Below are 20,724 nucleotides of genomic sequence, written 5' to 3'. Positions count from 1 at the left end.
CCGCTGCAAATTCACAACACTTGTGCATAAATTGACCGCTCAACGTCTTTGAACGTTGTGCTGTGCCCAGGCCCGGCGCATAATTAAATGGCCATTTACAAGATGTATCAAACAAATGGCACACTCCGGGTGCCGGCGACGGCGCCCTTCCGAAGGTGCGGCCCATGGCCGCCCTTGTTTTTTTGTTGTCCGTCGTACTGCGGCAACAAAAACCGAATTCGCCGTCCGCCCCCCCATGACGCTGCCCCATGCCGCCGTCCCGCCGATCAGCTGGCTGATCGCGCTGACGGTGTGCAATCACGTGGCGTTCAATGCCAGCCGCGTGGTGGTGTCCCTGTTTGCCATTTCCCTGAAGGCGTCGACGCTCACGCTGGGCTTGCTCATGTCGCTGTACGCGCTGCTGCCGATGCTGCTCGCGATTCGCGCCGGCAAGCGCATCGACGAGATCGGTCCGCGCAAGCCGATGACTGCGGGTTCCCTCATGGTCGTGGCCGGCACGCTGCTGCCCGCCGTGTGGCACGAGATTGCCGCACTGTATTTTTCTTGCGCGCTGATCGGCGTCGGATTCATGCTGGTCCAGGTTGCCATGCAACTGCTGATCGGACAGGTTTCCACCAATGACACCCGGCTGCGCAACTACACGCTGCACGCGCTCGGGCTGTCGGTATCCGGCACGCTTGGCCCGGTGGTGATGGGCTATGTGATCGAACATGCGGGTTTCCGGCCAGCCTTCCTGGTACTGGTAGCGGTCGCCCTGGTCGGCCAGGCCGGGCTGCAATGGGTGCGTCCGCGCCTGCCGGCACAAGGCGGCAATGCCGGGCGCATCGCCATTGAAGACGGCAGCCGGCGCTCCACGCTGGACCTGCTCCAGTATCCGGAGCTGCGTGCGGTCTTCGTTGCAAGCGCGGTGCTGTCGGCCGCGTGGGACCTGCATGCGTTCCTGATCCCGATTCATGGCTCGCGCATCGGCCTGTCGCCCTCGTCGATCGGCTGGGTGCTGGGCGCATTCGCGATCGCCACGTTCGCGATCCGCGTGGCCATGCCGCTGGTATCGCGGCGGCTGTCGGAGTGGAAGATCATCCGAGTCGCACTGATGGTGGGCGCGTCGGCCTACCTGATCTACCCGTTCGTCACGCATTTCTGGATGATGTGCGGCCTGGCCTTCGTTCTGGGTCTCGCGCTCGGCAGCGCCCAGCCCAATGTCATGAATATCCTGCACACCGCCTCGCCCAGCGGTCGCGCCGGCGAGGCGCTGGGACTGCGTTCGGCGGTGCTCAATACCAGCCAGGTGGTGTGGCCACTCACGTTTGGCGTGGTCGGGACAGCATTGGGCATGCTGCCTATCTTCCTGTCGATGGCGGGTGCCATGGGTATGGCGGGCCTCTATTCCCGACGCCAGTCTCGCGTCGCGGCTAAGGAATTGTCTCCACCCTCGCATTGATTTGCCGGCGCACAAAAGCGGCTTGCAACGCATTCGCTATACTCAAATCAGCCGGATTTCCGGCAGATTCCAATCGATTGCGACATGACCCAACTCGCTGACCTCCGCCGTACCTATGTCCTGGGCTCCCTCAACGAATCGGACGTGGCAGGCGACCCCATCGCCCAGTTCAAGCGCTGGTTCGACGAGGCCGTGACCGCCAAGCTGCCCGAGCCCAATGCGATGACGCTGGCTACCGTCGGCGCCGACGGCCAGCCGTCGGCACGCATCGTGCTTCTCAAAGGCATGGACGAGAAAGGCTTCACTTTCTTTACCAACTACGAAAGCCGCAAGGGACTGGACATGGCCGCCAACCCGCGCGCCGCGCTGCTGTTCCACTGGGTGCAACTCGAGCGCCAGGTGCGTGTGGAAGGCCGCGTTGAAAAAGTTGCCGACGACGAGAGCGATGCTTACTACGCGTCGCGCCCGCTCGGCTCACGCCTGGGCGCCTGGGCTTCGGAGCAGAGCAGGGAAGTGCCGGGCCGCGATGTGCTCGAGCAGCGCGAATCCGAATACCGTGCGAAGTTCGGCGAGAACCCGCCACGGCCTGCGCACTGGGGCGGCTATCGGCTCGTGCCGACCGCGCTCGAATTCTGGCAAGGGCGGCCATCGCGGCTGCATGACCGCATTGCGTACCGCGTCGAAGCCGACGGTAGCTGGAAGATCGTGCGGCTGTCGCCTTGATCGCTGCGCAGCACAAGCCGGGGAATTGTCCTAAAGTGGGATAAGCGTCGCTTTGAGGACGTGACGAGACACCGCGGGCGAAAATCCCCGCGGGTCGCTGAATGCGTCCCATCGCGACCGGGCTGCGCCCGGCTGTCACTGCCCTGCTGTCTCCGCCTGGCGCCTTCGTTCGTCACGTGTGCCGCAACGACAGGAGGTAACGCGCATGTTCTTCAAGCAAGCCCTCGACAAGCAACTGGACAGCTGGATCGCCGACCTGCGCGAGCATGCCAACCTGCCCGTCAAGCTACGCCTGTGGAACGGCAGCGAGTACCCGCTGGGCAGTTTCGACAAGCCGAACGTGACCCTGACCGTACGCGAAGCCGGCGCGCTGCCGCTGCTTCTTACCCCAAGCCTGGACAATCTCGGCGAAGCCTATGTCCAGGAAAAGATCGACCTCGACGGCAAGCTCACGGACATCATCGACGTGGGTTACCGTTTTTCGGCGGCGGCCAAGCGGCGCGCGGGCGGTGCGCTGGCCCGGGTTGCCCATCATTTCACGCATACCAAGCAGGAAGACAAGAACGCGATCCAGTACCACTATGACGTGTCCAATGCGTTCTACACCCAGTGGCTGGACCCGAAGATGGTCTATTCCTGCGCCTACTTCGAAAACGGCGATGAAGACCTGGCCACCGCGCAGCGCAAGAAGATCGATCACATCCTGACCAAGATCCGGCTGCAGCCGGACCAGACGCTGCTCGACATCGGTTGCGGCTGGGGCGCTCTGGTGATGCGCGCCGCGCAGAAGTTCGGCGCTCGCTGCGTTGGCATCACGCTGTCGCAGAACCAGTTCGACCTGGCCACCGAGCGCGTCCGCGCCGCCGGCCTGTCGGACCGCATCGAAATCCGCCTGCAGGATTACCGCGACATCGCAGGCACCTTCGACCGCATCACCAGCGTCGGCATGTTCGAGCACGTGGGCAAGAAGAACCTGGCCGGCTATTTCGGCCGCATGCGTGAATTGCTGGCCGACAATGGCGTCGCCATGAACCATGGCATCACGGTGCCGGACCCCAGCGATGCGCCGATGGACGGTTCCCAGTTCATGGATCGCTACGTTTTTCCGCAGGGCGAGCTGCCGCACATCGGCCTGGTGTTGAAGACCATGCAGGAAGGCGGATTGGAAGCGTTTGACGTGGAGCTGCTGCGCCGCCATTATGCGCAGACGCTGCGGCACTGGGCGGAGAACTTCGAGGCGCACGCCAGCGCGATCCGCGACATGGTTGGCGAGAAGAAGTACCGTATCTGGCGCGTCTATCTTGCCGGGTGCGCACACGCCTTCGATACGGACCAGATGTCGATCTACCAGGTCGTGTGCCACAAGGCGGGCAGGTCGTCGTCCGCGATACCCTGGTCGCGCCGCTATATCTACGACCACCCGATTGGCCAGAACGATTGACTGGATTGACTGAAGACCTGTTCGGCGAGCTGCTTCCGCCAGCCTCGCCGCCACAAGCGTGCGTCGCCGGCGGTGGCGCGCCGAGCCCAGACAAAGCTTCCCGCGGCAAATCCGTCCTGCCGGCCCGCCCGGATCCCGCCATTGACGCGCTCGCCAGGCGGCTGCCGCCAAATCTCTATCTCGGCACGTCGTCGTGGTCGTACAACGGCTGGAATGGCCTGGTCTATGACGGCGAGTACAGCGACAACCTGCTTTCGCGCAAGGGCCTCGCCGCGTATTCGCGACATCCGTTACTGCGTGCCGCCGGCATCGACCGCGGCTTCTACGGCCCGATTCCGCTCGCGGACTACCTGTCTTATGCAGCGCAGGTGCCGGAACAGTTCCGCTTTCTGGTGAAGGCGCCGGCCAGCGTCTGCGATGCGTGGCTGCGCGGCTCGGACGGCGTCGGGCGGCTGGCCAATGCGGCCTTTCTCGATGCGGAGATCGCGATCCGCGATTTCATCACGCCGGCCACCAGCGGACTCGGTGCCAAATGCGGACCGCTGCTGTTCCAACTTTCCCCGCTGGGCAGCCTGGCGAACGATGCCGCGGCTTTTCTCGATCGGCTTGACGGATTCCTGTCCGCGCTGCCGCCGCTCGATCCGTCCATCACGCCGCATGCCTGTTATGCCGTGGAAATGCGCGACCCGGTACTGCTGACACCGCGCTATATCAAGCTGCTGCGCCGTTACGGCGTGCGCTTCTGCCTGTCGGCGCGTGACCGGCTGCCGCCGGTGCATCGGCAGGCTTCAGCCCAGGCCCTGATGGACGCCGAAGCGCCGGGCCCGCTCGTATTGCGCTGGATGCTGCACGCCGGACGGCCCTACGAGGTGGCCGAATCGATCTATGCGCCGTTCAACCGCCTCGTCGACGAAGACCCCGAAACGCGCGATGCCATCGCCGATCTTGTCGTACGCACGTTGAACGCGGGGCAGAGCGCGACTGTCATCATCAGCAACAAGGCCGAAGGCTCCGCGCCGCTCACGTGCATACGGCTGGCCGAGGCCATCGCCGCGCGCCTGTAATGGCACGGTGCCGCGCCGCTACCGGCGCAGCTTGCTGGCAAACCTCTCGCGGAACTTGGCGACCTTGGGCGAGATGACGAACGCGCAGTATCCCTGGCTCGGATGCTCCTGGAAGTAGTTCTGGTGGCTCGCCTCGGCACGCCAGTACGGCTGCTCCGGCTCGATCTGCGTGACGATGGGTGCGTCGAAGACCTTGTTGGCGACCAGTTCGCGCATGACGTACTCCGCCACGGCGCGCTGCGCTTCGGAGTGCGTGAAGATGATCGAGCGATATTGCGGGCCAACGTCGTTCCCCTGCCGGTTCAGCGTGGTCGGATCATGGATCGCAAAGAAAATCTCGATGATCTCGCGATAGTTGATGACCGCCGGATCGAACGTCACGCGGATGACTTCGGCATGGCCCGTATCGCCTTCGGAAACCTGCTGGTAGCTGGGATGGCTCACATGCCCGCCGGTGTAGCCCGATTCCACGGCACGCACGCCATTGACCTGCTGGTACACCGCCTCCAGGCACCAGAAACATCCTCCGCCGAGGGTCGCCGTATCGAGTCCATGTTCCATGTCGCCGCTCCCGGGGTTCACGCGTTGTGTCGATGTACCGTTCCTAAGCATAAGCGCAGATAAGGCAATCTGCCGGCGGGTTATCCCCAAGCGCGGTCAGCATTGCGGCCTCTCCGGCGCAGGGGCCTTCCAAACCCGATACAATTCTCAAGAATCCGTTGCGGTTAGGGCACATCGTTGCATGGCGCGACACCGTTGCGCAGAAGTGTTAGCTGCCAGACTGACGCCGCTGCGCGCATCGCCAGATCTTGTCCCTGTCGCCGCGACCCCCAACTATGAATCATCATGACCGCCAGTGGAGCCCTTGCGATGGGCATGCCTGAAATCCCGCCGCGGGACCTCGGCCAGGCCGCATCTCCGGATTTCGATGCACTGCATTTTCGCCGCACGCTGTCGCAATTCGCGACTGGCGTGACGATCATCACCACGCGCACCAGCGCAGCGGCCGTCGCGGCCGGGGCGCCGCCGTTCATCGGCATGACCGCCAGTTCTTTCAACTCCGTATCGCTGGACCCACCCCTGGTGCTATGGAGCATGGCGATGCGCGCCAACAGCCTGCCAATGTTTCGCGACGGTTCGCATTACATCGTCAACGTGCTGTCGGCGTCGCAACTGGACTTATGCAAGCGCTTTGCGACGCTCAAGGGCGACCGTTTCGCCGGCGTGGACTACCGGCTGTCCGAGAACGGCTTGCCGGTCCTGAAAAATGCCCTGGCCTGGTTCGAGTGCCACAACCGCAGCCGCTATGACGAAGGCGACCATGTGATTTTCGTCGGCGAAGTCGAACGCTGCGGTGTGCTCGAAAGCCACGAGCCGCCGCTGATTTTCCAAAACGGCATCTTCTCGACCACGACGCCGCTGGAAGGCTGACCGCCGCCCGCCTCCCCGCCCCATCTTCAGGTTCCTGCCGGATCGGCCGCCTTCAGCACGGCCAGCGGCGAACTATCCGTCTTGATCCGCTGCAGCACGATGTTGGAGCGGATATCCATCACGCCCGGTGTACGGTACAGCCGGTTCACGATGAAATCCGAGTAGTGCTTCAGATTGCGCGCCTGCACGCGCAGGATGTAGTTGCTGTCGCCAGTGATGATGTAAGCCGACAGCACCTCCGGCCACGCCTGCACGGCCGCGATAAACGTGTCGTGCCAGCCCTCCACGTCGTGCCGCATCGACACCTGCACGATCGCTTCCAGTTCCAGCCCCAGCCGCTCGGCGTCGAACCACGCGCGGTAGCCGCCGATGACGCCTGATTCCTCCAGCAGCCGCACGCGCCGCAGGCACGCCGACGGCGACAGCGCCACGCGATCGGCCAGGTCCTGATTGCTGATGCGGCCGTGCTCCTGGAGGCACTCCAGGATGCGCAAATCAATAGGATCAAGAGTCATTCGAATATTTACGCTTAAATCTAGTAGATTTTCGAATTTTATGCGAAATATCCGCCGTTAAGCAGTGGATTTCGCAAGCCTCTTGCCGGTTTTTTTGACTATCATGCCGTCATCGAGGACGACATCGGCGCCGCCCCTGCGGCAGCCGTGCAGACATGACCAACCGCCCCGCAACGCCCGCCGACAGCCGCAAGCTGTGGGACATCAGCCCTCCGCTTTCCCCCGCCACGCCCGTGTGGCCCGGCGACACGCCGTTCCAACAGGAAACCGCTTGGCAGATGGATGAGCACTGCCCGGTCAATGTCGGCCGCATCACGCTGTCGCCGCATACCGGCGCCCATGCCGACGCGCCGCTGCACTATGCCGCTGATGGGGCGCCGATCGGCGAAGTGGGCCTGGAACCTTACCTTGGCCGTTGCCGCGTGATCCATTGTGTGGGTGCCACGCCCGTCGTCGCACCACATCACGTGGAACATGCGCTGAACGACCTGCCGACGCGCGTGCTGCTGCGCACGTACAAACGCGCGCCGCTCGATCAATGGGACACCGGTTTCTGCGCCGTCGCCCCCGAAACCATTGCACTGCTTGCCGCGCACGGCGTGCAGCTGATCGGCATCGACACGCCGTCGCTGGACCCGCAGGAGTCCAAGACCATGGACGCGCACAAGGCCGTGCGCCGCCACGGGCTGGCCATTCTCGAAGGCCTGGTGCTCGATACCGTCGCCGAAGGCGACTACGAACTCATTGCGCTGCCGCTGCGCTTTACCGGGCTCGACGCAAGCCCGGTGCGTGCCGTGCTGCGCAGCCTTGACTGAACACCCCCCGTAATCCTTTGCCTCTTTCCGACATGACCGCACTGACCCGCGAGCAATGCCTGTTGCTCGACCAGCAAGACCCCCTGCGCGCATTGCGCGACCAGTTCGCGCTACCTGACGGCGTGATCTACCTCGATGGCAATTCGCTGGGCGCCCGCCCGCGCGCTGCTGCGGCACGTGCCGCCGAAGTCGTCAGCGAGGAATGGGGCACTGGCCTGATCCGCAGCTGGAACACCGCGGGCTGGTTCGACCTGCCGCAGCGCCTCGGAAACATGCTGGCTCCGCTGATCGGCGCCGGCGAGAACGAGGTGGTGGTCACCGATACCACGTCGATCAACCTGTTCAAGGTGCTGGCCGCCGCGCTGCGCGTGCAGGCCACGCGAGATCCGTCGCGCAAGGTGATCGTGTCTGAAGCAAGCAATTTCCCGACCGACCTGTATATCGCGCAAGGTCTGGCGGATCTGCTGCAGCAAGGCTATTCGCTGCGCCTGGTGAACTCGCCGGCCGAGATCGATGCCGCCGTCGGCGCCGACACCGCCGTGCTGATGCTCACGCACGTGAACTACAAGAGCGGCGAGATGCTCGACATGGCCGCGCTGACCGAACTCGCCCATGCGCGCGGCGCGTTGACCGTGTGGGACCTCTGCCATTCGGCAGGCGCCGTGCCCGTGGCACTGAACGCGTCGAAGGCTGACTACGCGATCGGCTGCACCTACAAGTACCTCAACGGCGGCCCGGGTTCGCCGGCCTTCGTGTGGGTCGCGCCGGCGCTGCGCGATGCCTTCTGGCAGCCGCTGTCGGGCTGGTGGGGCCACGCCGCGCCGTTCGCGATGGATCCGCAATACCGCCCTGTCGAAGGTGTGCGCCGTTTCCTGTGCGGCACGCAGCCGATCACGTCGATGGCGATGGTCGAATGCGGACTCGACATCTACGCACAAACCGACATGGCGGCGCTGCGCGCCAAGTCGCTTCAACTTACCGACCTGTTCATCGCGCTCGTGGAATCGCGTTGCGGCCACCACCCGCTCACGCTGGTCACGCCGCGCGAGCACGCACGCCGCGGCAGCCAGGTCAGCTTCGAACATCCGCAAGGCTATGCCGTGATGCAGGCACTGATCGAGCGCGGCGTGATCGGCGATTACCGCGAGCCGCGCATCATCCGTTTCGGCTTCACGCCGCTGTACACGAGCTTCACCGAAGTGTGGGACGCCGTGGAAACGCTGCGCGACGTGCTGGATACCGAAACCCACCGGGCCGAGCGCTTCCATACGCGCGGCGCAGTGACCTGAGCGGAGCGCACCATGAGCGAATTCAAGGGATGCCCGATGTCGGGCGCGGTACGGCAAGGCGGACAAGGCAAGCAGGGCGACGGCTGGCACGGCGCGCAGATGGACTTCGCCAAGGACATGAGCTATGGCGACTACCTGGGCCTGGACCAAATTCTGAGCGCGCAGCATCCGCTGTCGCCCGACCACAACGAGATGCTCTTCATCGTGCAGCACCAGACCACCGAGCTGTGGATGAAGCTGATGCTGCACGAACTGCGCGCGGCGCGTGCATCGGTGCGCGAAGACGTCCTGCCGCCGGCCTTCAAGATGCTGACGCGCGTATCGCGCATCATGGACCAGCTTGTCCAGGCGTGGAACGTGCTGGCAACCATGACGCCGCCGGAATATTCGGCGATGCGACCCTACCTGGGCATGTCGTCCGGCTTCCAGTCGTATCAGTACCGCGAGATCGAGTTCATCCTCGGCAACAAGAACGCGGCCATGCTGCGCCCGCATTCACACCGGCCGGAACATCTGGAACTGGTGGAGACGGCCCTGAAAACGCCGTCGCTCTATGACGAGGCAATCCGCCTGATGGCGCGCCGCGGCTTTGCCATCGACGCCAATTGTGTCGAGCGCGACTGGAGCCAGCCGACGACCTACAACGCCTCGGTCGAAGCGGCGTGGCTTGAGGTCTACCGGAATCCGAACGCGCACTGGGAGCTGTACGAACTCGGCGAGAAGTTTGTCGACCTCGAAGACTCGTTCCGCCAATGGCGCTTCCGCCATGTGACCACGGTCGAGCGCGTGATCGGCTTCAAGCGCGGTACCGGCGGCACCGAAGGCGTCAGCTATCTGCGCAAGATGCTCGACGTGGTGCTGTTCCCGGAACTGTGGAAACTGCGTACGGACCTGTAAGGCGGCAGCGAGCCAGCAAGGCCGGCGTCAGCCGGCCGGATCCGACAGGCGTGCGGCCAGCGCCTTCAGGGCCGGTGCAAGGGTTTCGTGGAACACGGACTCTTCGACGGTCCCGTACGAGGCGCTGCAGCTGAGCATGTGCGGCTCCTTCTCCCCTACCGGCCGGAATGCCACCGCACAGGCATGGATAGCCGGGTGCCAGTCCCGGAACGACGAGGCATAGCCGCGCCGTTCCGCCTCTTCAAGCGCCGCACGCGTTGGCGCTTCCTGCTGCTTCCATTGCTCCGGAAAAGCCTGGCTGAACTCGGCCAGCACGCGTTCCCGCCGCGCCGCCGGCAGCGCCGCCAGATAGGCGCGCCCCATCGAGCTCGACACCAGCGACAGCCGCGATCCCACGCCCAGCCCCAGCATCACACCCGCGTCGTTACGGATCGATTCCAGGTAGGTCACTTCCATGCGCTCGCGCTTGCCGAGCGACACCGACACGCCGTAGGACTGCGCGAACGCGAGCATATGCGGCCGGGCCAGCGCCACCACGTCAGAAGCGGATAGATAGGCGTAGCCTAGCGCCAGCACGCCCGCATCGAGCGCGTATTTTCCGAGGCTATCGTCATAGCGCAGATAGCCAAGCTGCACGAGCGTCCCGGCCAGACGGCTGACGGTAGCCTTGGGGAAGCCTGTACGGCGCACGAAATCCTGGTTGCCGAGCATAGCCTCGCCGGTGCGGAAACAACGTAGCAACTCCAGGCCGCGGGCCAGTGCCGTGACGAAATTGGGATCGCTTTCGCGCACTGAGGCGGCGGAAGTGGCGTCTGGAGAAAGGCTGCTCAAGGCTGGCTCCTGTGGGCGGTCGGGCGCCACGCGCGACAATCGAACACACCGTGGTCATCCCGCTTGCATGGCGAACGCATTGCGATATACTAATCCAACGGAACACAGTTCCGCAATGCGGAACTTAAAAATTCCACCGATTCCATCGATTGCCGCTGAGGCGGGTGCATCCCAAAGCGCCTGGCAGCGGTTCCCCGCTCTACCGAAGGAGACCTGCATGGCTGCCAACGCCGAATTCCACTGGGCCGATCCCCTGCTGCTGGACCAGCAACTGACCGCCGACGAGCGCGCCGTGCGTGACGCCTCCGCGGCGTACTGTCAGGACAAGCTGATGCCGCGCGTGCTCCAGTCGTTCCGCAATGAAAAAACCGACGTGGAAATCTTCCGCGAGATGGGCGAACTGGGCCTGCTGGGTCCGACCATCCCCGAGCAGTATGGCGGCCCGGGCCTGAACTACGTGAGCTATGGCCTGATCGCACGCGAGGTCGAGCGTGTAGATTCGGGCTACCGCTCGATGATGAGCGTGCAGTCGTCGCTGGTCATGGTGCCGATCTATGAATTCGGCACCGAAGCGCAGAAGCAGAAGTACCTGCCCAAGCTGGCCACCGGCGAGTGGATCGGCTGCTTCGGCCTGACCGAGCCGAACCACGGCTCCGACCCGGGCTCGATGGTCACGCGCGCCAAGAAGGTCAATGGCGGCTACGAGCTGACCGGCGCCAAGATGTGGATCACCAACTCGCCGATCGCCGACGTGTTTGTGGTATGGGCCAAGCTGGCGGGTGAAGACGGCAAGGAAGATATCCGTGGCTTTATCCTGGAAAAGGGCTGGAAGGGCCTGAGCGCCCCGGCCATCCACGGCAAGGTCGGCCTGCGTACGTCGATCACCGGCGAAATCGTGCTCGACCAGGTCTTCGTGCCGGAAGAGAACATCATGCCGGGCGTGAAGGGCCTGAAGGGTCCGTTCACCTGCCTGAACTCCGCCCGCTACGGTATTGCCTGGGGCGCGCTCGGTGCCGCCGAATTCTGCTGGCACACCGCCCGCCAGTACACGCTGGACCGCAAGCAATTTGGCCGCCCGCTGGCCCAGACTCAACTGGTGCAGAAGAAGCTGGCCGACATGCAGACCGAGATCACGCTGGGCCTGCAAGGCTGCCTGCGCCTTGGCCGCATGAAAGACGAAGGCACGGCCGCCGTGGAAATCACCTCGATCATGAAGCGCAATTCGTGCGGCAAGTCGCTCGACATCGCCCGCGTGGCGCGTGACATGCTCGGCGGCAACGGCATCTCGGACGAATTCGGCGTGATCCGCCACGTGGTGAACCTGGAAGTGGTCAACACCTACGAAGGCACGCACGACATCCACGCGCTGATCCTGGGCCGCGCCCAGACCGGCCTCCAGGCCTTCTTCTGATCCGGAATCGGATATCTGGCACTCGTTTCGTCTCTGCGCAGAAATAAAAAAAGCCCGGCTGGAAAGCCGGGCGAAGCACACTACCAAGGAGACGACGGGCTGCCCCGCCGTAGACAACATCGGCAAATGGCACGGGGCGTTGCGCCCCGGTGCCTATTTGTTCGGTTGCGGCGTGAGCCGCAGATAGGGCCGCACGGCCTTGTAGCCCTTCGGGAATTTCTCGCGGATCACCGCTTCGTCCTTCAGCGAAGGGATGATCACCACGTCGTCGCCGTCCTGCCAGTTGCCCGGCGTGGCTACGCTATGGTTGTCGGTGAGCTGCAGCGAATCGATGACGCGCAGGATCTCGTGGAAATTGCGCCCCGTGCTGGCCGGATACGTGATGATCAGGCGCACCCTCTTCTTCGGGTCGATGATAAACAGCGAACGCACCGTCAGGGTTTCGTTCGCGTTCGGGTGAATCATGTCGTACAGCTGCGAGACCTTCCGGTCGCCATCGGCCAGAATCGGGAAATTGACCGTGGTGGATTGCGTCTCGTTGATGTCCTGAATCCATCCTTTATGGGATTCGACACCGTCCACCGACAGCGCTATCGCCTTCACGCCACGGCGCACGAACTCATCCTGGAGCCTGGCAGTCAGGCCCAGCTCGGTCGTGCACACCGGCGTGTAGTCCGCCGGATGCGAAAACAACACGCCCCAGCTGTCGCCCAGCCAGTCGTGGAAGCGGATGCGGCCCTCGCTGGAATCCTGCTCGAAATCGGGGGCGAGGTCGCCCAGTCGCAATGCCATGCCCGGTCTCCGGAAAAATGCGTGGAACCAGAGTATCCGGATTGCGATCGAACCCAAACGAATATAAAGTCACTACAAAATCACTCCCAGTCATATAGAACGGCGCCTCCGGCGTGCGCCGGAAATGGGACGACTTTGCCCCTGTTAGCGTCGTGGTCTTGAAACCACGGGTACTCGCCACATATGCTAAGTAACAAACAAGACGTGCCGTTACTCACCGGGGCAAGGCAAAATGTCAGAAAACGCACAAACCGAACCAACCGCCCGCAAACAGGAGAAACTGATGAGCGATGTCAAGACCGTTCTGTCCGACGCTGAAGAACTGCTGAAACAAGCAGCGTCGACCACCGGCGAAAAGGCTGCCGAACTGCGCGAGCGTGGCATGGGCCTGCTGAAGCAAGCCAAGGAAAAGGCCCAGGACCTGCAAGACGCTGTGGTCACCAAGAGCAAGGCCGCCGCGCGCGCAACTGATGACTATGTGCACGACCATCCGTGGCGTGCCGTCGGCGTGGCTGCCGGTGTAGGTCTGCTGGTCGGTCTGCTGCTGAACCGCAAGTAAGGCTGGCCCGCCCGCGGCGCCTTGGGCGTCGCGGCAACACAGGCATGGTCCGTCATCGCGTACGGGCCGGCCGTTAGCCCGGGCCCGGGCACGAGAAGCGTGTGCCCCCGGGCTTCGCCCGCTGAAAGGCGTGGCCGGCAAGTGCCGGCGCGCCGCTTCCTCGCCGGAGCCGCATGAGCGAATCCTCTTCACCCAAGTTAATGGAATCCGTGCGCAACCTGGCCGGTTCGTTGGTTGCTATGGTCCAGACGCGTCTGGAACTCGCCAGCGTCGAATTCGCCGAGGAGCGCACACGGCTCATGAAAGTGGGCCTGCTGGCCTGCTTCGGGCTGGTTTTCTTCGGCATTGCGCTGGTGACCTTCACCGCGCTGATCGCGATCCTGTTCTGGGACACCTACCGCTGGCAAGCCCTGGTCGGACTGGTAATCGCCTATCTCGTGCTGTCCGCCGGCTGCCTGGCATTCGCCCGACACCTGGTGCGCAACGCCCCGCCGATGTTCGAGGCAACACTGGCGGAAATCGACAAAGATCGGGAGACCCTGCGCCGATGAACACTCCGGAATCCGGACCGGGCGCCGGCACACCGCCCCGTCGCGAGCATCCTCGCCCCGTGCGTTACGCGCGGGAAGTGCGGCTGCCGCTCGACGTCCGCAAGGAACTGCTACTGACACGCGCCGAACTGGAGCGCCACGATCTGCTGAAAGCGCTGCATGACGTCAAAGGTGGCGCCAGGCGCCTGGGCAGCTTCGCCAATCTGCTGCCGCGCGCCGTGCGGCCGGCTTCGTTGATGAAGGTGCTCGGCCTGGCACAGGACTATCCGCTGCTCAGCACGGCTGTCACGCTCGCCCTGCCGCTGCTGCGCCGCACGCCGGTGCTGCGCTGGACGTGGAAGGCATCCAAGATCGGTGCCGCCGCAGGTGCCGCCTACTGGGCCTACAACGCCTGGCGCCAGGCCAAGAGCCAGGCTGTGCCGCCCGCCATCAACGGCGACGCCAAGCCGCCGCTCGACACGGGATTCCGCGATCCCCTCGTACGTTAGTTCGTCATCAGGGCCTCGAGTCCGCGTGCCTCGCCGATCGTCGCCATTGCCTGCCTCGGCGTTGGCAGGAACGGCACGGGCGGCGCGATGTGGTGGCCCTGCACCAGATCCACCCCCAGCTCGCGCAGCCGCGCGAGTTCGGCCTCGGTTTCCACATGTTCGGCGATCGTCTTCTTGCCCATCGCATGGCCGATGCGCTGGATGACTTCCACCATCACCTGGTTGACCGGATCCTCGAGCATCTCGCGCACGAAGCTGCCGTCGATCTTCAGGTAGGCGGCCGGCAAGTGCTTGAGATAGATGAACGACGCCATGCCGGCGCCGAAATCGTCCAGCGCGAATACACAACCCAGTGCCTGCATCTGCTCGATGAATGCTGCGGCCTGCGCCAGGTTGGAAATCGCGGCTGTTTCGGTGATCTCGAAGCAGATGCCGCTCAACGCGACGCCAGTCCGCTGCGCCTGCTCACGGATAAACGTCGGGAAGCGGACATCGGCCAGCGAAGATGCTGACAGGTTGATCGCGCACAGCGCAATGTCTTCAGCCGACTCCGCGCGCCGCTGAGCCAGCGTGGCGAACGCCGTTTCGACCACCCAGCGGTCGATCATCGGCATCAGGTTATAGCGTTCGCACGCTGGCACGAACGCCATCGGCGGCACCAGCTGGTTGCGTTCGTCGACCATACGCAGCAGCAGTTCGACGTGCTTTCCGCCTTGCCGCTGACCGTTCAGCGGAACGATTTCCTGCTCGTAAAGGCAGAACCGTCCGGCCGCGAGCGCCGCGTGCACGCGGCTGACCCACTCCATCTCGCCATGGCGCGCCTGTACCACGCTGTCCTGCGGATGGTAGACCTGCACCCGGTTACGGCCATTCTCCTTCGCCACATAGCAGGCCGCGTCGGCTGCGCTCATTGCTTCCGCCACGCCGCCGGTGTCGCCGTCCAGCGCCACCAGGCCGATGCTGACGCCCACAGCAAAGGTGCGCTGACGGTGAGTGAAGCGGAATCCGGCCACCGCACGCCGCAGCGACTCGGCCATCCGCTCTGCGTCCGGCGCCGGACAATGTTCGAGCAGAATGCCGAATTCGTCGCCGCCAAGCCGTGCGAGCGTATCGCCCTTGCGCAACTGGGCGCGCATGACCGCCGCCATCTGGCGAATCAGTTCGTCGCCGGCGGCGTGGCCGCAGGTATCGTTCACAACCTTGAACTGGTCGAGGTCCAGGTACATCAGCGCATGCGTGCCGCTGGTGACCCGCACCCGCGCAATCGCTGCCGCCAGGCGGCGCTCGAACTCGGTCCGGTTGACCAGGCCAGTGAGCGCGTCGTGGCTGGCTTCGTGCGCCAGCCGGGCCGCGTGTTCGCGCTCGTGGCTGATGTCGTGCAGCACGACGACGACGCCGATCGCCTGCGCCGAGCGGTCGCGAATCAGCGCGACCGATGGCTTCACCGCCACCGTGCGCCCGCCGCGGCCGGTCAGCAATGCCGTCATGCCGGGCCACCGCTGCTGCAGCGCCAGCGCGACCAGGTTGCGCAGCGGCGCCTCGCTGCCCTCGTCGCAAAGCGCGCAAACCTGCTGGAGCAGGCGGCCGCGCGCCTCTTCCTCGCGCCAGCCGGTCAACGCCTCGGCGGCCGGATTTAGCGATTCGATGCGGCCCCAGACGTCGGTGGTGACCACGGCATCGCCGATTGCCTGCAGCGTGACCTGGGCCCGTTCCTTCTCGGCGAACAGTTGGGACTCGTAGCGCTTGTGCTCGGAGATATCCGTGAGCGAACCAGCCATGCGCATCACTCGTCCATCGTCGCCACGTACGAGCCGGCCGCGTGCGCGGACCCACAGATAGCCATCGCCGCTCGTACGCAACCGGAAGTTGGCATCGTACGGATCGCCGCGCCGCAGATGGCGCCAGAGCTTGTCGTCAAAGCCATTCAGGTCAGCTGGATGGAGCAGGCCGAGCAGCGTCTCCCGCGCGTGCGGCAAGGCGTCCGGCTCGAACCCGAGCATCTGCGCGCAGCGCGGCGAAAAATACAGCTTGCCGCTGCGCACATCCCAGTCCCACAGCCCGTCGTTGCTGCCGCCCACGGCCAGTTGCAGACGCTCCTCGCTGGTGGCCAGCGCTTCACGCAGCCGGCGTTCGCGCCGCAGCCGTCCCTGGCAAAGCAGGATGCCGGACAGCAGCAGCGCCAATGCGACCACGACTGCACCGACTGTAAGCCATCGTGTTACGCGCCGCGACGCCTTGCCCAACTGCTGCGAAAACGCCGCTTCGAGCGGCGTCAGCCGTGCGTCGATGGCGACAATGCCCTGCAACACCGGCTCGACGCACGCGACGCCACAGCCGGGCTCGGCAACCAGTTGACGCAGCGCCATCGCCTGCTCATGCAGGGCCGCGATCTCGCGATCGCCTTCCGCCCAGATGCGGATCGCCGCATCCACTTCCTCGACATGGCGAAAGTTGCGGTAGAGACGGAAGATGCCCGCGATGTCGTCGGCGTGGATGGCGCCCGCGAGAAAGCCGGCACGCGCGCGCTCGTAGTCGGGCTTGTCGCGATCCAGCTCGATGCGCGCACGGTGGTCGCCCATCGGCGCGGCAATATCCGATAGATAAGCCCGGAAATCGGCCTCGTCGCGGTCTTCGCCATAACGCAGCAGGTGCATGACGGCGTTCTTCTGGCCCCTGGACCACTGACTCTCACCCGCAACAAGCGCGCGCGCGGCAGACAGTACGTCGACACTGGCGATGGTAAACAGCGCCAGCGCGATGACCACAGGAACGAACGGCCAGATAACGCGCAATGCATGCACATCGCCCGGCAAAGACTTGCCTGCTTGCCGCATAGGACTTCCGACGGTTGGGGCGCCGGCAGCGTGGCGGGACACAACCTTGCTGCCAGGATTGCTGTTCATTGTCCGTGGCGGGATGGGCGATGTCTCTAACTCGAAGAGGTTAATACGGACTTGTCCACACTCTGGTGGGGAGTGGCCTAGTGTTTGCAGCCCGTATGGGGCCAACGGGCGGTGTGGCTCGGCGCGCAACAATGCAAAAAGGGCCTGTGACTTGCGCCACAGGCCCTTCGAAATGCTGGTGGGTCGTGCGTGACTCGAACACGCGACCAACGGATTAAAAGTCCGCTGCTCTACCGACTGAGCTAACGACCCGAAAAAACAGAACCGCGATTATAGTGACACACCTCCCGATGTGTCAAGCATGGATCACCGGCTCAGGCGAATGCCATGCGCTCAAGGCGCCATATCTGGTAGCGGAATGCCAGCACTGCGCCCGCGAGAATGCCGCCGAAGGCGATGAACGAGCCGATGGCCAGCGTCGACACGCCGGACAGCCCCTGCCCCACCGTGCAGCCGAGCGCCGTCACACCGCCTGCTCCCATCAGGATGCCCCCGATCATGTGGTTGGCGACGTCCTCCGCATTGCCGAACCCTTCCCAGCGGAATGTGCGAGTAGCCAGCGCATACACCGACGCACCGGCAATCACGCCGAAGACGCTGACGATGCCGATGGTCAGCACCTTGCTCTTGTCGCTGAACATCATCAGCCAGTCGAGCGTATAGGCGTACGGCGCCACGAAGCTCAGGCTTTCCATGCGGCCGCTGTTGGTAGCGACGAACAGCTCTTCCAGCGTGTTCGGATCTTCGGCTACATAGCCGATGTGACCCGACACGTACCACATCGCGACGATGATCAGGCCGACGCCGACGCCACCGAGCATGTTGTCGAACGTGCGGAAACCGCGTGCCACGAGCGCCCAGACCACCAGCGCTCCACCAAGTACCAGGCCTAGCCCGAGCTGCAGCGCGCCGCGCGCGACACCGGTGCCTTGCGACAGCAGCGACGGCAGATCCTGTGTGACCGGCAACGTGACCGAGACCGCGTCAACGGTATTGACGCGCACCACGCCGAACAGGCCGCGCAGTGTCATATAGGCGGACAGCCCGAGGAATACGAACACCACCAGGGACTTGAGGTTGCCCGCGCCGATCCGCACCAGCGTCTTGCTGCCGCAGCCCGAGGCCAGCACCATGCCGAAGCCGAACATCAGGCCGCCCGAGAGCGCCGACAGCCAGCCCAGCTTGTTCGCCGCGTAAATGGTCTTGGTCGGATCGATGAGCCCGGCCCACGCCAGCACGCCGGTGCCGATCATCGCCACGCCGATGGCCAGGCCCCACATGCGCATGCGGCTCCAGTCGCCCATGTTGACGATGTCCGAGACCGCGCCCATGGTGCAGAAGTGCGTGCGCTGCAGGATGGCGCCGAACAGGAAGGTCAGGACAAAAGTGCTCAGCAGCACGGTGCGCGAAAGCGCGGCGATATCGATCTCGGGCATGTCGGGGGCGATGAAGAAAAAGCTGGGGGCTGCTCAGGCGTTCTGGTAACGAGTCGGGTCGGGAACACCGGCTGCTTCGAAGCCGGCGCGGCGGATACGGCAGGAATCGCAGACGCCGCAGGCGCGGCCGTCGTCGTCGGCCTTGTAGCATGACACCGTCATGCTGTAATCGACACCGAGGCGAATACCCGCGCGGATGATCTCGGCCTTGGTCATGTCGATGATCGGCGCATGCACATGGAAGCGGTCACCCTCCACGCCGGCCTTGGTGGCGAGGTTGGCCAGCGTCTCGTAGGCTGCGACGTATTCGGGACGGCAATCAGGATAGCCCGAGTAGTCCACGGCGTTCGCACCGAAGAACAGGTCGCGCCCGCCAACGGCTTCGGCCCAGCCGAGTGCCAGCGACAGCATGATGGTGTTGCGCGCTGGCACGTAGGTGATTGGAATACCCGACGACGCGCCGCCGGTCGGCACGTCGAGCTTGTCGTCGGTCAGCGCGGAGCCACCGAAGCGGCGCAGGTCCAGGTCGACGATTTCGTGGCGCACGGCGCCGAGCGCGCTGGCGACCTGTTTGGCCGCATCAAGCTCGGAAGAATGGCGCTGGCCATAGCGCATCGACAGCGCATAGGTCTCGAAGCCCTGGGCCTTGGCCATGGCAAGAACGGTGGCGGAATCAAGCCCGCCCGAAAGCAGGACAATGGCGCGTTTGGTCATGATGGCAGTCGCGCCGCGCAGGCGGCACGCGAAAATTGCAGGCGAATCGCGTATTTTAGCGCGAGACGGAAAAAAGCCCGCTGAACGCGGGCTTTGCAGTCAATCTGGTGCCGTACCGGCTTACTTCAGCGTCTTGAGCCGGTTGCTTGCGGCCTGCGCGCCTTCGGTACCCGGATACTTGGCCACCACCTGCTCCAGCGTCTTGCGCGCCGCAGCCTTCTGGCCGGACTCCAGCTGGTTGTTGGCGATGGCGATCATGGCATCGGGCGCCTTCGGGTGCGTCGGGTTCGCCTGCAGCATGTTCTGCAGCACGGTGGTCGAGCCCTTGTAGTCGCGTTGCGCGTAAAGAGCATTTCCAAGCCAATACTGCGCGAGCGGCAGGTACGGGCTCTGCGGATACTTCTTGACGAACGCCGCAAACGAATTGCCGGAGCTCTTGAAGTCGCCGGCCTGGAACTGCTTGAGCGCGGCGTCGTACTCGGGCTTTTCATTGGGCTGGACCGTGCCCTCGCGGCCTTCCACGGTGACCTGCTGCGGCTCGAATTTCTTCAGGCGCGCATCGAGGTCCGCGTAGTAGTCCTTCTGCTGCTTTTGCAGCGTTTCCACCGTGTTCTGCAGCACCTCGTTCTGGCCGCGCAGCCGGGCGACCTCCTGGCGAAGGCCTTCCAGCTGGTTCTGGATGTCGATCGTCGTGCGGCTGTTCTGCTCGATGCGCTGCGTCGCGGTCGCCTGGAAACCGTTGAACTGGTCGCGCAGGGTGATCACGGCGCGGCGCGCCTCGTCATCATCGAACACGCCGGCACGGGCCGGAGCAAGGGGCAGCATGGCTGCACCGGAAACGGCGGCAAGCCACAACAGGGTGGAAACGCGTGCTTTCATGGATGGCCTGTACGCGGATCAGATCAGTAGTTGATGTCGGCGCGGCGGTTCTCGGCCCAGGCGGCTTCGTCGTGGCCCGTCGACTTCGGCTTTTCCTTGCCCAGGCTCACGGCCTCCATCTGGCTATCGGACACGCCCATGGTCGCCAGCGAACGGCGCACCGCTTCGGCACGCTTCTGGCCCAGGGCAAGGTTGTACTCGCTGGTACCGCGTTCGTCGGTATTGCCCTGGATCAGGATCTTGCGGCCCTTGTTCGAGCCCAGGTACTTGGCGTGCTCGCCGAGCATGCTTTGGTATTCGGGCTTGACGCTGTAGCTATCAAAGTCGAAGTACACGCTGCGCTTGGCCAGCGGGCTGTTCGGATCGTTCAGCGGGTCACGCGAAACGTCCACCGGCTGCACCGTGCGGGCATCGGCACCGGTGCCGCCCTTGTTGGCGCCGGCATTGGCGGCGTCGTCCAGCTTCACGCCGGAGCTGCAGGCACCTAGGGCCAGCAGGGCGGCGACGGCAAGGGTTTTAGTCATCAGTTGGGGCATGGCGAGAG

21 protein-coding genes and 1 tRNA gene are annotated in these 20,724 nt (G+C 64.3%); 12 read left to right on the top strand and 10 right to left on the bottom strand.

Features of this window, described 5'->3' with window-relative positions; translation table 11 throughout:
* Positions 1–235 precede the first annotated feature (235 nt).
* The 4 genes from K2O51_RS16565 to K2O51_RS16550 all read left to right on the top strand — a co-directional run bounded on the left by K2O51_RS16565 (position 236) and on the right by K2O51_RS16550 (position 4,669).
* Complete coding sequence (locus tag K2O51_RS16565) at positions 236–1,441, top strand: MFS transporter (RefSeq protein ID WP_220631401.1); 1,206 nt, start codon at positions 236–238, stop codon at positions 1,439–1,441.
* An 84-nt stretch (positions 1,442–1,525) separates the two neighbouring features.
* Positions 1,526–2,164 (top strand): pyridoxamine 5'-phosphate oxidase, encoded by a 639-nt coding sequence (gene pdxH, locus K2O51_RS16560; protein WP_011296999.1) that lies wholly within the window; start codon positions 1,526–1,528, stop codon positions 2,162–2,164.
* Between the two features lie 205 nt (positions 2,165–2,369).
* Positions 2,370–3,605, top strand: a complete 1,236-nt coding sequence (locus K2O51_RS16555) for an SAM-dependent methyltransferase (protein WP_140952545.1) — start codon at positions 2,370–2,372, stop codon at positions 3,603–3,605.
* A gap of 5 nt (positions 3,606–3,610) precedes the next feature.
* A complete protein-coding gene (locus tag K2O51_RS16550; RefSeq protein WP_041679509.1) occupies positions 3,611–4,669 on the top strand; it encodes a DUF72 domain-containing protein in 1,059 nt (352 codons plus the stop codon).
* A gap of 18 nt (positions 4,670–4,687) precedes the next feature.
* Here K2O51_RS16550 and msrA read toward each other — a convergent pair whose 3' ends face one another.
* On the bottom strand, positions 4,688–5,230 hold the full coding sequence (gene msrA / locus K2O51_RS16545) for a peptide-methionine (S)-S-oxide reductase MsrA (protein WP_011296996.1): 543 nt from the start codon (positions 5,228–5,230) through the stop codon (positions 4,688–4,690).
* Positions 5,231–5,539: 309 nt separating this feature from the next.
* Here msrA and K2O51_RS16540 point away from each other — a divergent pair, with 309 nt between their 5' ends.
* Entirely contained in the window at positions 5,540–6,100 is a 561-nt protein-coding gene (locus tag K2O51_RS16540; protein ID WP_011296995.1) for a flavin reductase family protein, read from the top strand.
* A gap of 26 nt (positions 6,101–6,126) precedes the next feature.
* Here the strand turns inward: K2O51_RS16540 and K2O51_RS16535 are convergent, their stop codons facing one another.
* On the bottom strand, positions 6,127–6,615 hold the full coding sequence (locus K2O51_RS16535) for an Lrp/AsnC family transcriptional regulator (RefSeq protein ID WP_011296994.1): 489 nt from the start codon (positions 6,613–6,615) through the stop codon (positions 6,127–6,129).
* Positions 6,616–6,770: 155 nt separating this feature from the next.
* Between K2O51_RS16535 and kynB the strand changes: the two genes are divergently transcribed.
* From kynB to kynA, 3 genes are read left to right on the top strand one after another with little or no spacing between them, the layout of a single operon-like run.
* Complete coding sequence (gene kynB, locus K2O51_RS16530) at positions 6,771–7,430, top strand: arylformamidase (protein ID WP_220631400.1); 660 nt, start codon at positions 6,771–6,773, stop codon at positions 7,428–7,430.
* Positions 7,431–7,462: 32 nt separating this feature from the next.
* Complete coding sequence (kynU, locus tag K2O51_RS16525) at positions 7,463–8,719, top strand: kynureninase (protein WP_011296992.1); 1,257 nt, start codon at positions 7,463–7,465, stop codon at positions 8,717–8,719.
* Between the two features lie 12 nt (positions 8,720–8,731).
* A complete protein-coding gene (gene kynA, locus K2O51_RS16520; RefSeq protein WP_011296991.1) occupies positions 8,732–9,616 on the top strand; it encodes a tryptophan 2,3-dioxygenase in 885 nt (294 codons plus the stop codon).
* Positions 9,617–9,643: 27 nt separating this feature from the next.
* Here the strand turns inward: kynA and K2O51_RS16515 are convergent, their stop codons facing one another.
* Positions 9,644–10,447, bottom strand: coding sequence for an IclR family transcriptional regulator (locus tag K2O51_RS16515; protein ID WP_011296990.1), 804 nt, complete (start codon positions 10,445–10,447; stop codon positions 9,644–9,646).
* A gap of 217 nt (positions 10,448–10,664) precedes the next feature.
* Here K2O51_RS16515 and K2O51_RS16510 point away from each other — a divergent pair, with 217 nt between their 5' ends.
* A complete protein-coding gene (locus K2O51_RS16510; RefSeq protein WP_011296989.1) occupies positions 10,665–11,858 on the top strand; it encodes an acyl-CoA dehydrogenase in 1,194 nt (397 codons plus the stop codon).
* Between the two features lie 153 nt (positions 11,859–12,011).
* On the opposite strand, the gene K2O51_RS16505 is transcribed toward K2O51_RS16510, so the two are convergent.
* Complete coding sequence (locus K2O51_RS16505) at positions 12,012–12,650, bottom strand: peroxiredoxin (RefSeq protein ID WP_140952552.1); 639 nt, start codon at positions 12,648–12,650, stop codon at positions 12,012–12,014.
* Between the two features lie 232 nt (positions 12,651–12,882).
* On the opposite strand from K2O51_RS16505, the gene K2O51_RS16500 reads away from it, so the two are divergent.
* The 3 genes from K2O51_RS16500 to K2O51_RS16490 all read left to right on the top strand — a co-directional run bounded on the left by K2O51_RS16500 (position 12,883) and on the right by K2O51_RS16490 (position 14,248).
* Complete coding sequence (locus K2O51_RS16500; RefSeq protein WP_308813428.1) at positions 12,883–13,209, top strand: ElaB/YgaM/YqjD family protein; 327 nt, start codon at positions 12,883–12,885, stop codon at positions 13,207–13,209.
* Positions 13,210–13,382: 173 nt separating this feature from the next.
* Complete coding sequence (locus K2O51_RS16495) at positions 13,383–13,760, top strand: phage holin family protein (RefSeq protein ID WP_011296987.1); 378 nt, start codon at positions 13,383–13,385, stop codon at positions 13,758–13,760.
* Entirely contained in the window at positions 13,757–14,248 is a 492-nt protein-coding gene (locus K2O51_RS16490; RefSeq protein WP_011296986.1) for a DUF3318 domain-containing protein, read from the top strand. Before K2O51_RS16495 ends, K2O51_RS16490 begins: the two co-directional genes overlap by 4 nt.
* On the opposite strand, the gene K2O51_RS16485 is transcribed toward K2O51_RS16490, so the two are convergent.
* The 6 genes from K2O51_RS16485 to pal all read right to left on the bottom strand — a co-directional run bounded on the left by K2O51_RS16485 (position 14,245) and on the right by pal (position 20,716).
* Positions 14,245–17,082 carry an EAL domain-containing protein gene (locus tag K2O51_RS16485; RefSeq protein WP_245001920.1) on the bottom strand — a complete coding sequence of 946 codons (2,838 nt, stop codon included), beginning with the start codon at positions 17,080–17,082 and terminating at the stop codon, positions 14,245–14,247. The two genes, K2O51_RS16490 and K2O51_RS16485, sit on opposite strands and share 4 nt — an antisense overlap.
* 245 nt (positions 17,083–17,327) lie before the next feature.
* Positions 17,328–17,403, bottom strand: a tRNA-Lys gene (locus K2O51_RS16480).
* Positions 17,404–17,465: 62 nt separating this feature from the next.
* Positions 17,466–18,587: a YeeE/YedE family protein gene (locus K2O51_RS16475; protein ID WP_140952602.1), complete on the bottom strand. Its 1,122-nt coding sequence runs from the start codon at positions 18,585–18,587 to the stop codon at positions 17,466–17,468.
* A 33-nt stretch (positions 18,588–18,620) separates the two neighbouring features.
* Entirely contained in the window at positions 18,621–19,301 is a 681-nt protein-coding gene (gene queC, locus K2O51_RS16470; RefSeq protein ID WP_011296983.1) for a 7-cyano-7-deazaguanine synthase QueC, read from the bottom strand.
* Positions 19,302–19,421: 120 nt separating this feature from the next.
* Positions 19,422–20,180 (bottom strand): tol-pal system protein YbgF, encoded by a 759-nt coding sequence (gene ybgF / locus K2O51_RS16465; protein ID WP_011296982.1) that lies wholly within the window; start codon positions 20,178–20,180, stop codon positions 19,422–19,424.
* 23 nt (positions 20,181–20,203) lie between these two features.
* The gene (gene pal / locus K2O51_RS16460) at positions 20,204–20,716 is read right to left on the bottom strand and encodes a peptidoglycan-associated lipoprotein Pal (RefSeq protein ID WP_011296981.1); all 513 of its coding nucleotides are present in this window, start codon (positions 20,714–20,716) and stop codon (positions 20,204–20,206) included.
* Between the last annotated feature and the right edge of the window lie 8 nt (positions 20,717–20,724).

The sequence above is a fragment of the Cupriavidus pinatubonensis genome (assembly GCF_019602855.1).
GTDB lineage: Bacteria > Pseudomonadota > Gammaproteobacteria > Burkholderiales > Burkholderiaceae > Cupriavidus > Cupriavidus pinatubonensis.
This window is presented reverse-complemented; position numbering and strand designations above follow the sequence as displayed.

Bases quoted from the DNA above. Each gene is read 5' to 3' on its own strand.
- K2O51_RS16485 (WP_245001920.1), bottom strand. From the start codon at position 17,082: ATGCGGCAAGCAGGCAAGTCTTTGCCGGGCGATGTGCATGCATTGCGC.
- K2O51_RS16490 (WP_011296986.1), top strand. From the start codon at position 13,757: ATGAACACTCCGGAATCCGGACCGGGCGCCGGCACACCGCCCCGTCGC.
- K2O51_RS16555 (WP_140952545.1), top strand. From the start codon at position 2,370: ATGTTCTTCAAGCAAGCCCTCGACAAGCAACTGGACAGCTGGATCGCC.
- K2O51_RS16495 (WP_011296987.1), top strand. From the start codon at position 13,383: ATGAGCGAATCCTCTTCACCCAAGTTAATGGAATCCGTGCGCAACCTG.
- K2O51_RS16505 (WP_140952552.1), bottom strand. From the start codon at position 12,650: ATGGCATTGCGACTGGGCGACCTCGCCCCCGATTTCGAGCAGGATTCC.
- kynA (WP_011296991.1), top strand. From the start codon at position 8,732: ATGAGCGAATTCAAGGGATGCCCGATGTCGGGCGCGGTACGGCAAGGC.
- kynU (WP_011296992.1), top strand. From the start codon at position 7,463: ATGACCGCACTGACCCGCGAGCAATGCCTGTTGCTCGACCAGCAAGAC.
- pdxH (WP_011296999.1), top strand. From the start codon at position 1,526: ATGACCCAACTCGCTGACCTCCGCCGTACCTATGTCCTGGGCTCCCTC.
- K2O51_RS16500 (WP_308813428.1), top strand. From the start codon at position 12,883: ATGTCAGAAAACGCACAAACCGAACCAACCGCCCGCAAACAGGAGAAA.
- K2O51_RS16510 (WP_011296989.1), top strand. From the start codon at position 10,665: ATGGCTGCCAACGCCGAATTCCACTGGGCCGATCCCCTGCTGCTGGAC.
- queC (WP_011296983.1), bottom strand. From the start codon at position 19,301: ATGACCAAACGCGCCATTGTCCTGCTTTCGGGCGGGCTTGATTCCGCC.
- K2O51_RS16565 (WP_220631401.1), top strand. From the start codon at position 236: ATGACGCTGCCCCATGCCGCCGTCCCGCCGATCAGCTGGCTGATCGCG.
- K2O51_RS16540 (WP_011296995.1), top strand. From the start codon at position 5,540: ATGGGCATGCCTGAAATCCCGCCGCGGGACCTCGGCCAGGCCGCATCT.
- pal (WP_011296981.1), bottom strand. From the start codon at position 20,716: ATGCCCCAACTGATGACTAAAACCCTTGCCGTCGCCGCCCTGCTGGCC.
- ybgF (WP_011296982.1), bottom strand. From the start codon at position 20,180: ATGAAAGCACGCGTTTCCACCCTGTTGTGGCTTGCCGCCGTTTCCGGT.
- msrA (WP_011296996.1), bottom strand. From the start codon at position 5,230: ATGGAACATGGACTCGATACGGCGACCCTCGGCGGAGGATGTTTCTGG.
- kynB (WP_220631400.1), top strand. From the start codon at position 6,771: ATGACCAACCGCCCCGCAACGCCCGCCGACAGCCGCAAGCTGTGGGAC.
- K2O51_RS16475 (WP_140952602.1), bottom strand. From the start codon at position 18,587: ATGCCCGAGATCGATATCGCCGCGCTTTCGCGCACCGTGCTGCTGAGC.
- K2O51_RS16535 (WP_011296994.1), bottom strand. From the start codon at position 6,615: ATGACTCTTGATCCTATTGATTTGCGCATCCTGGAGTGCCTCCAGGAG.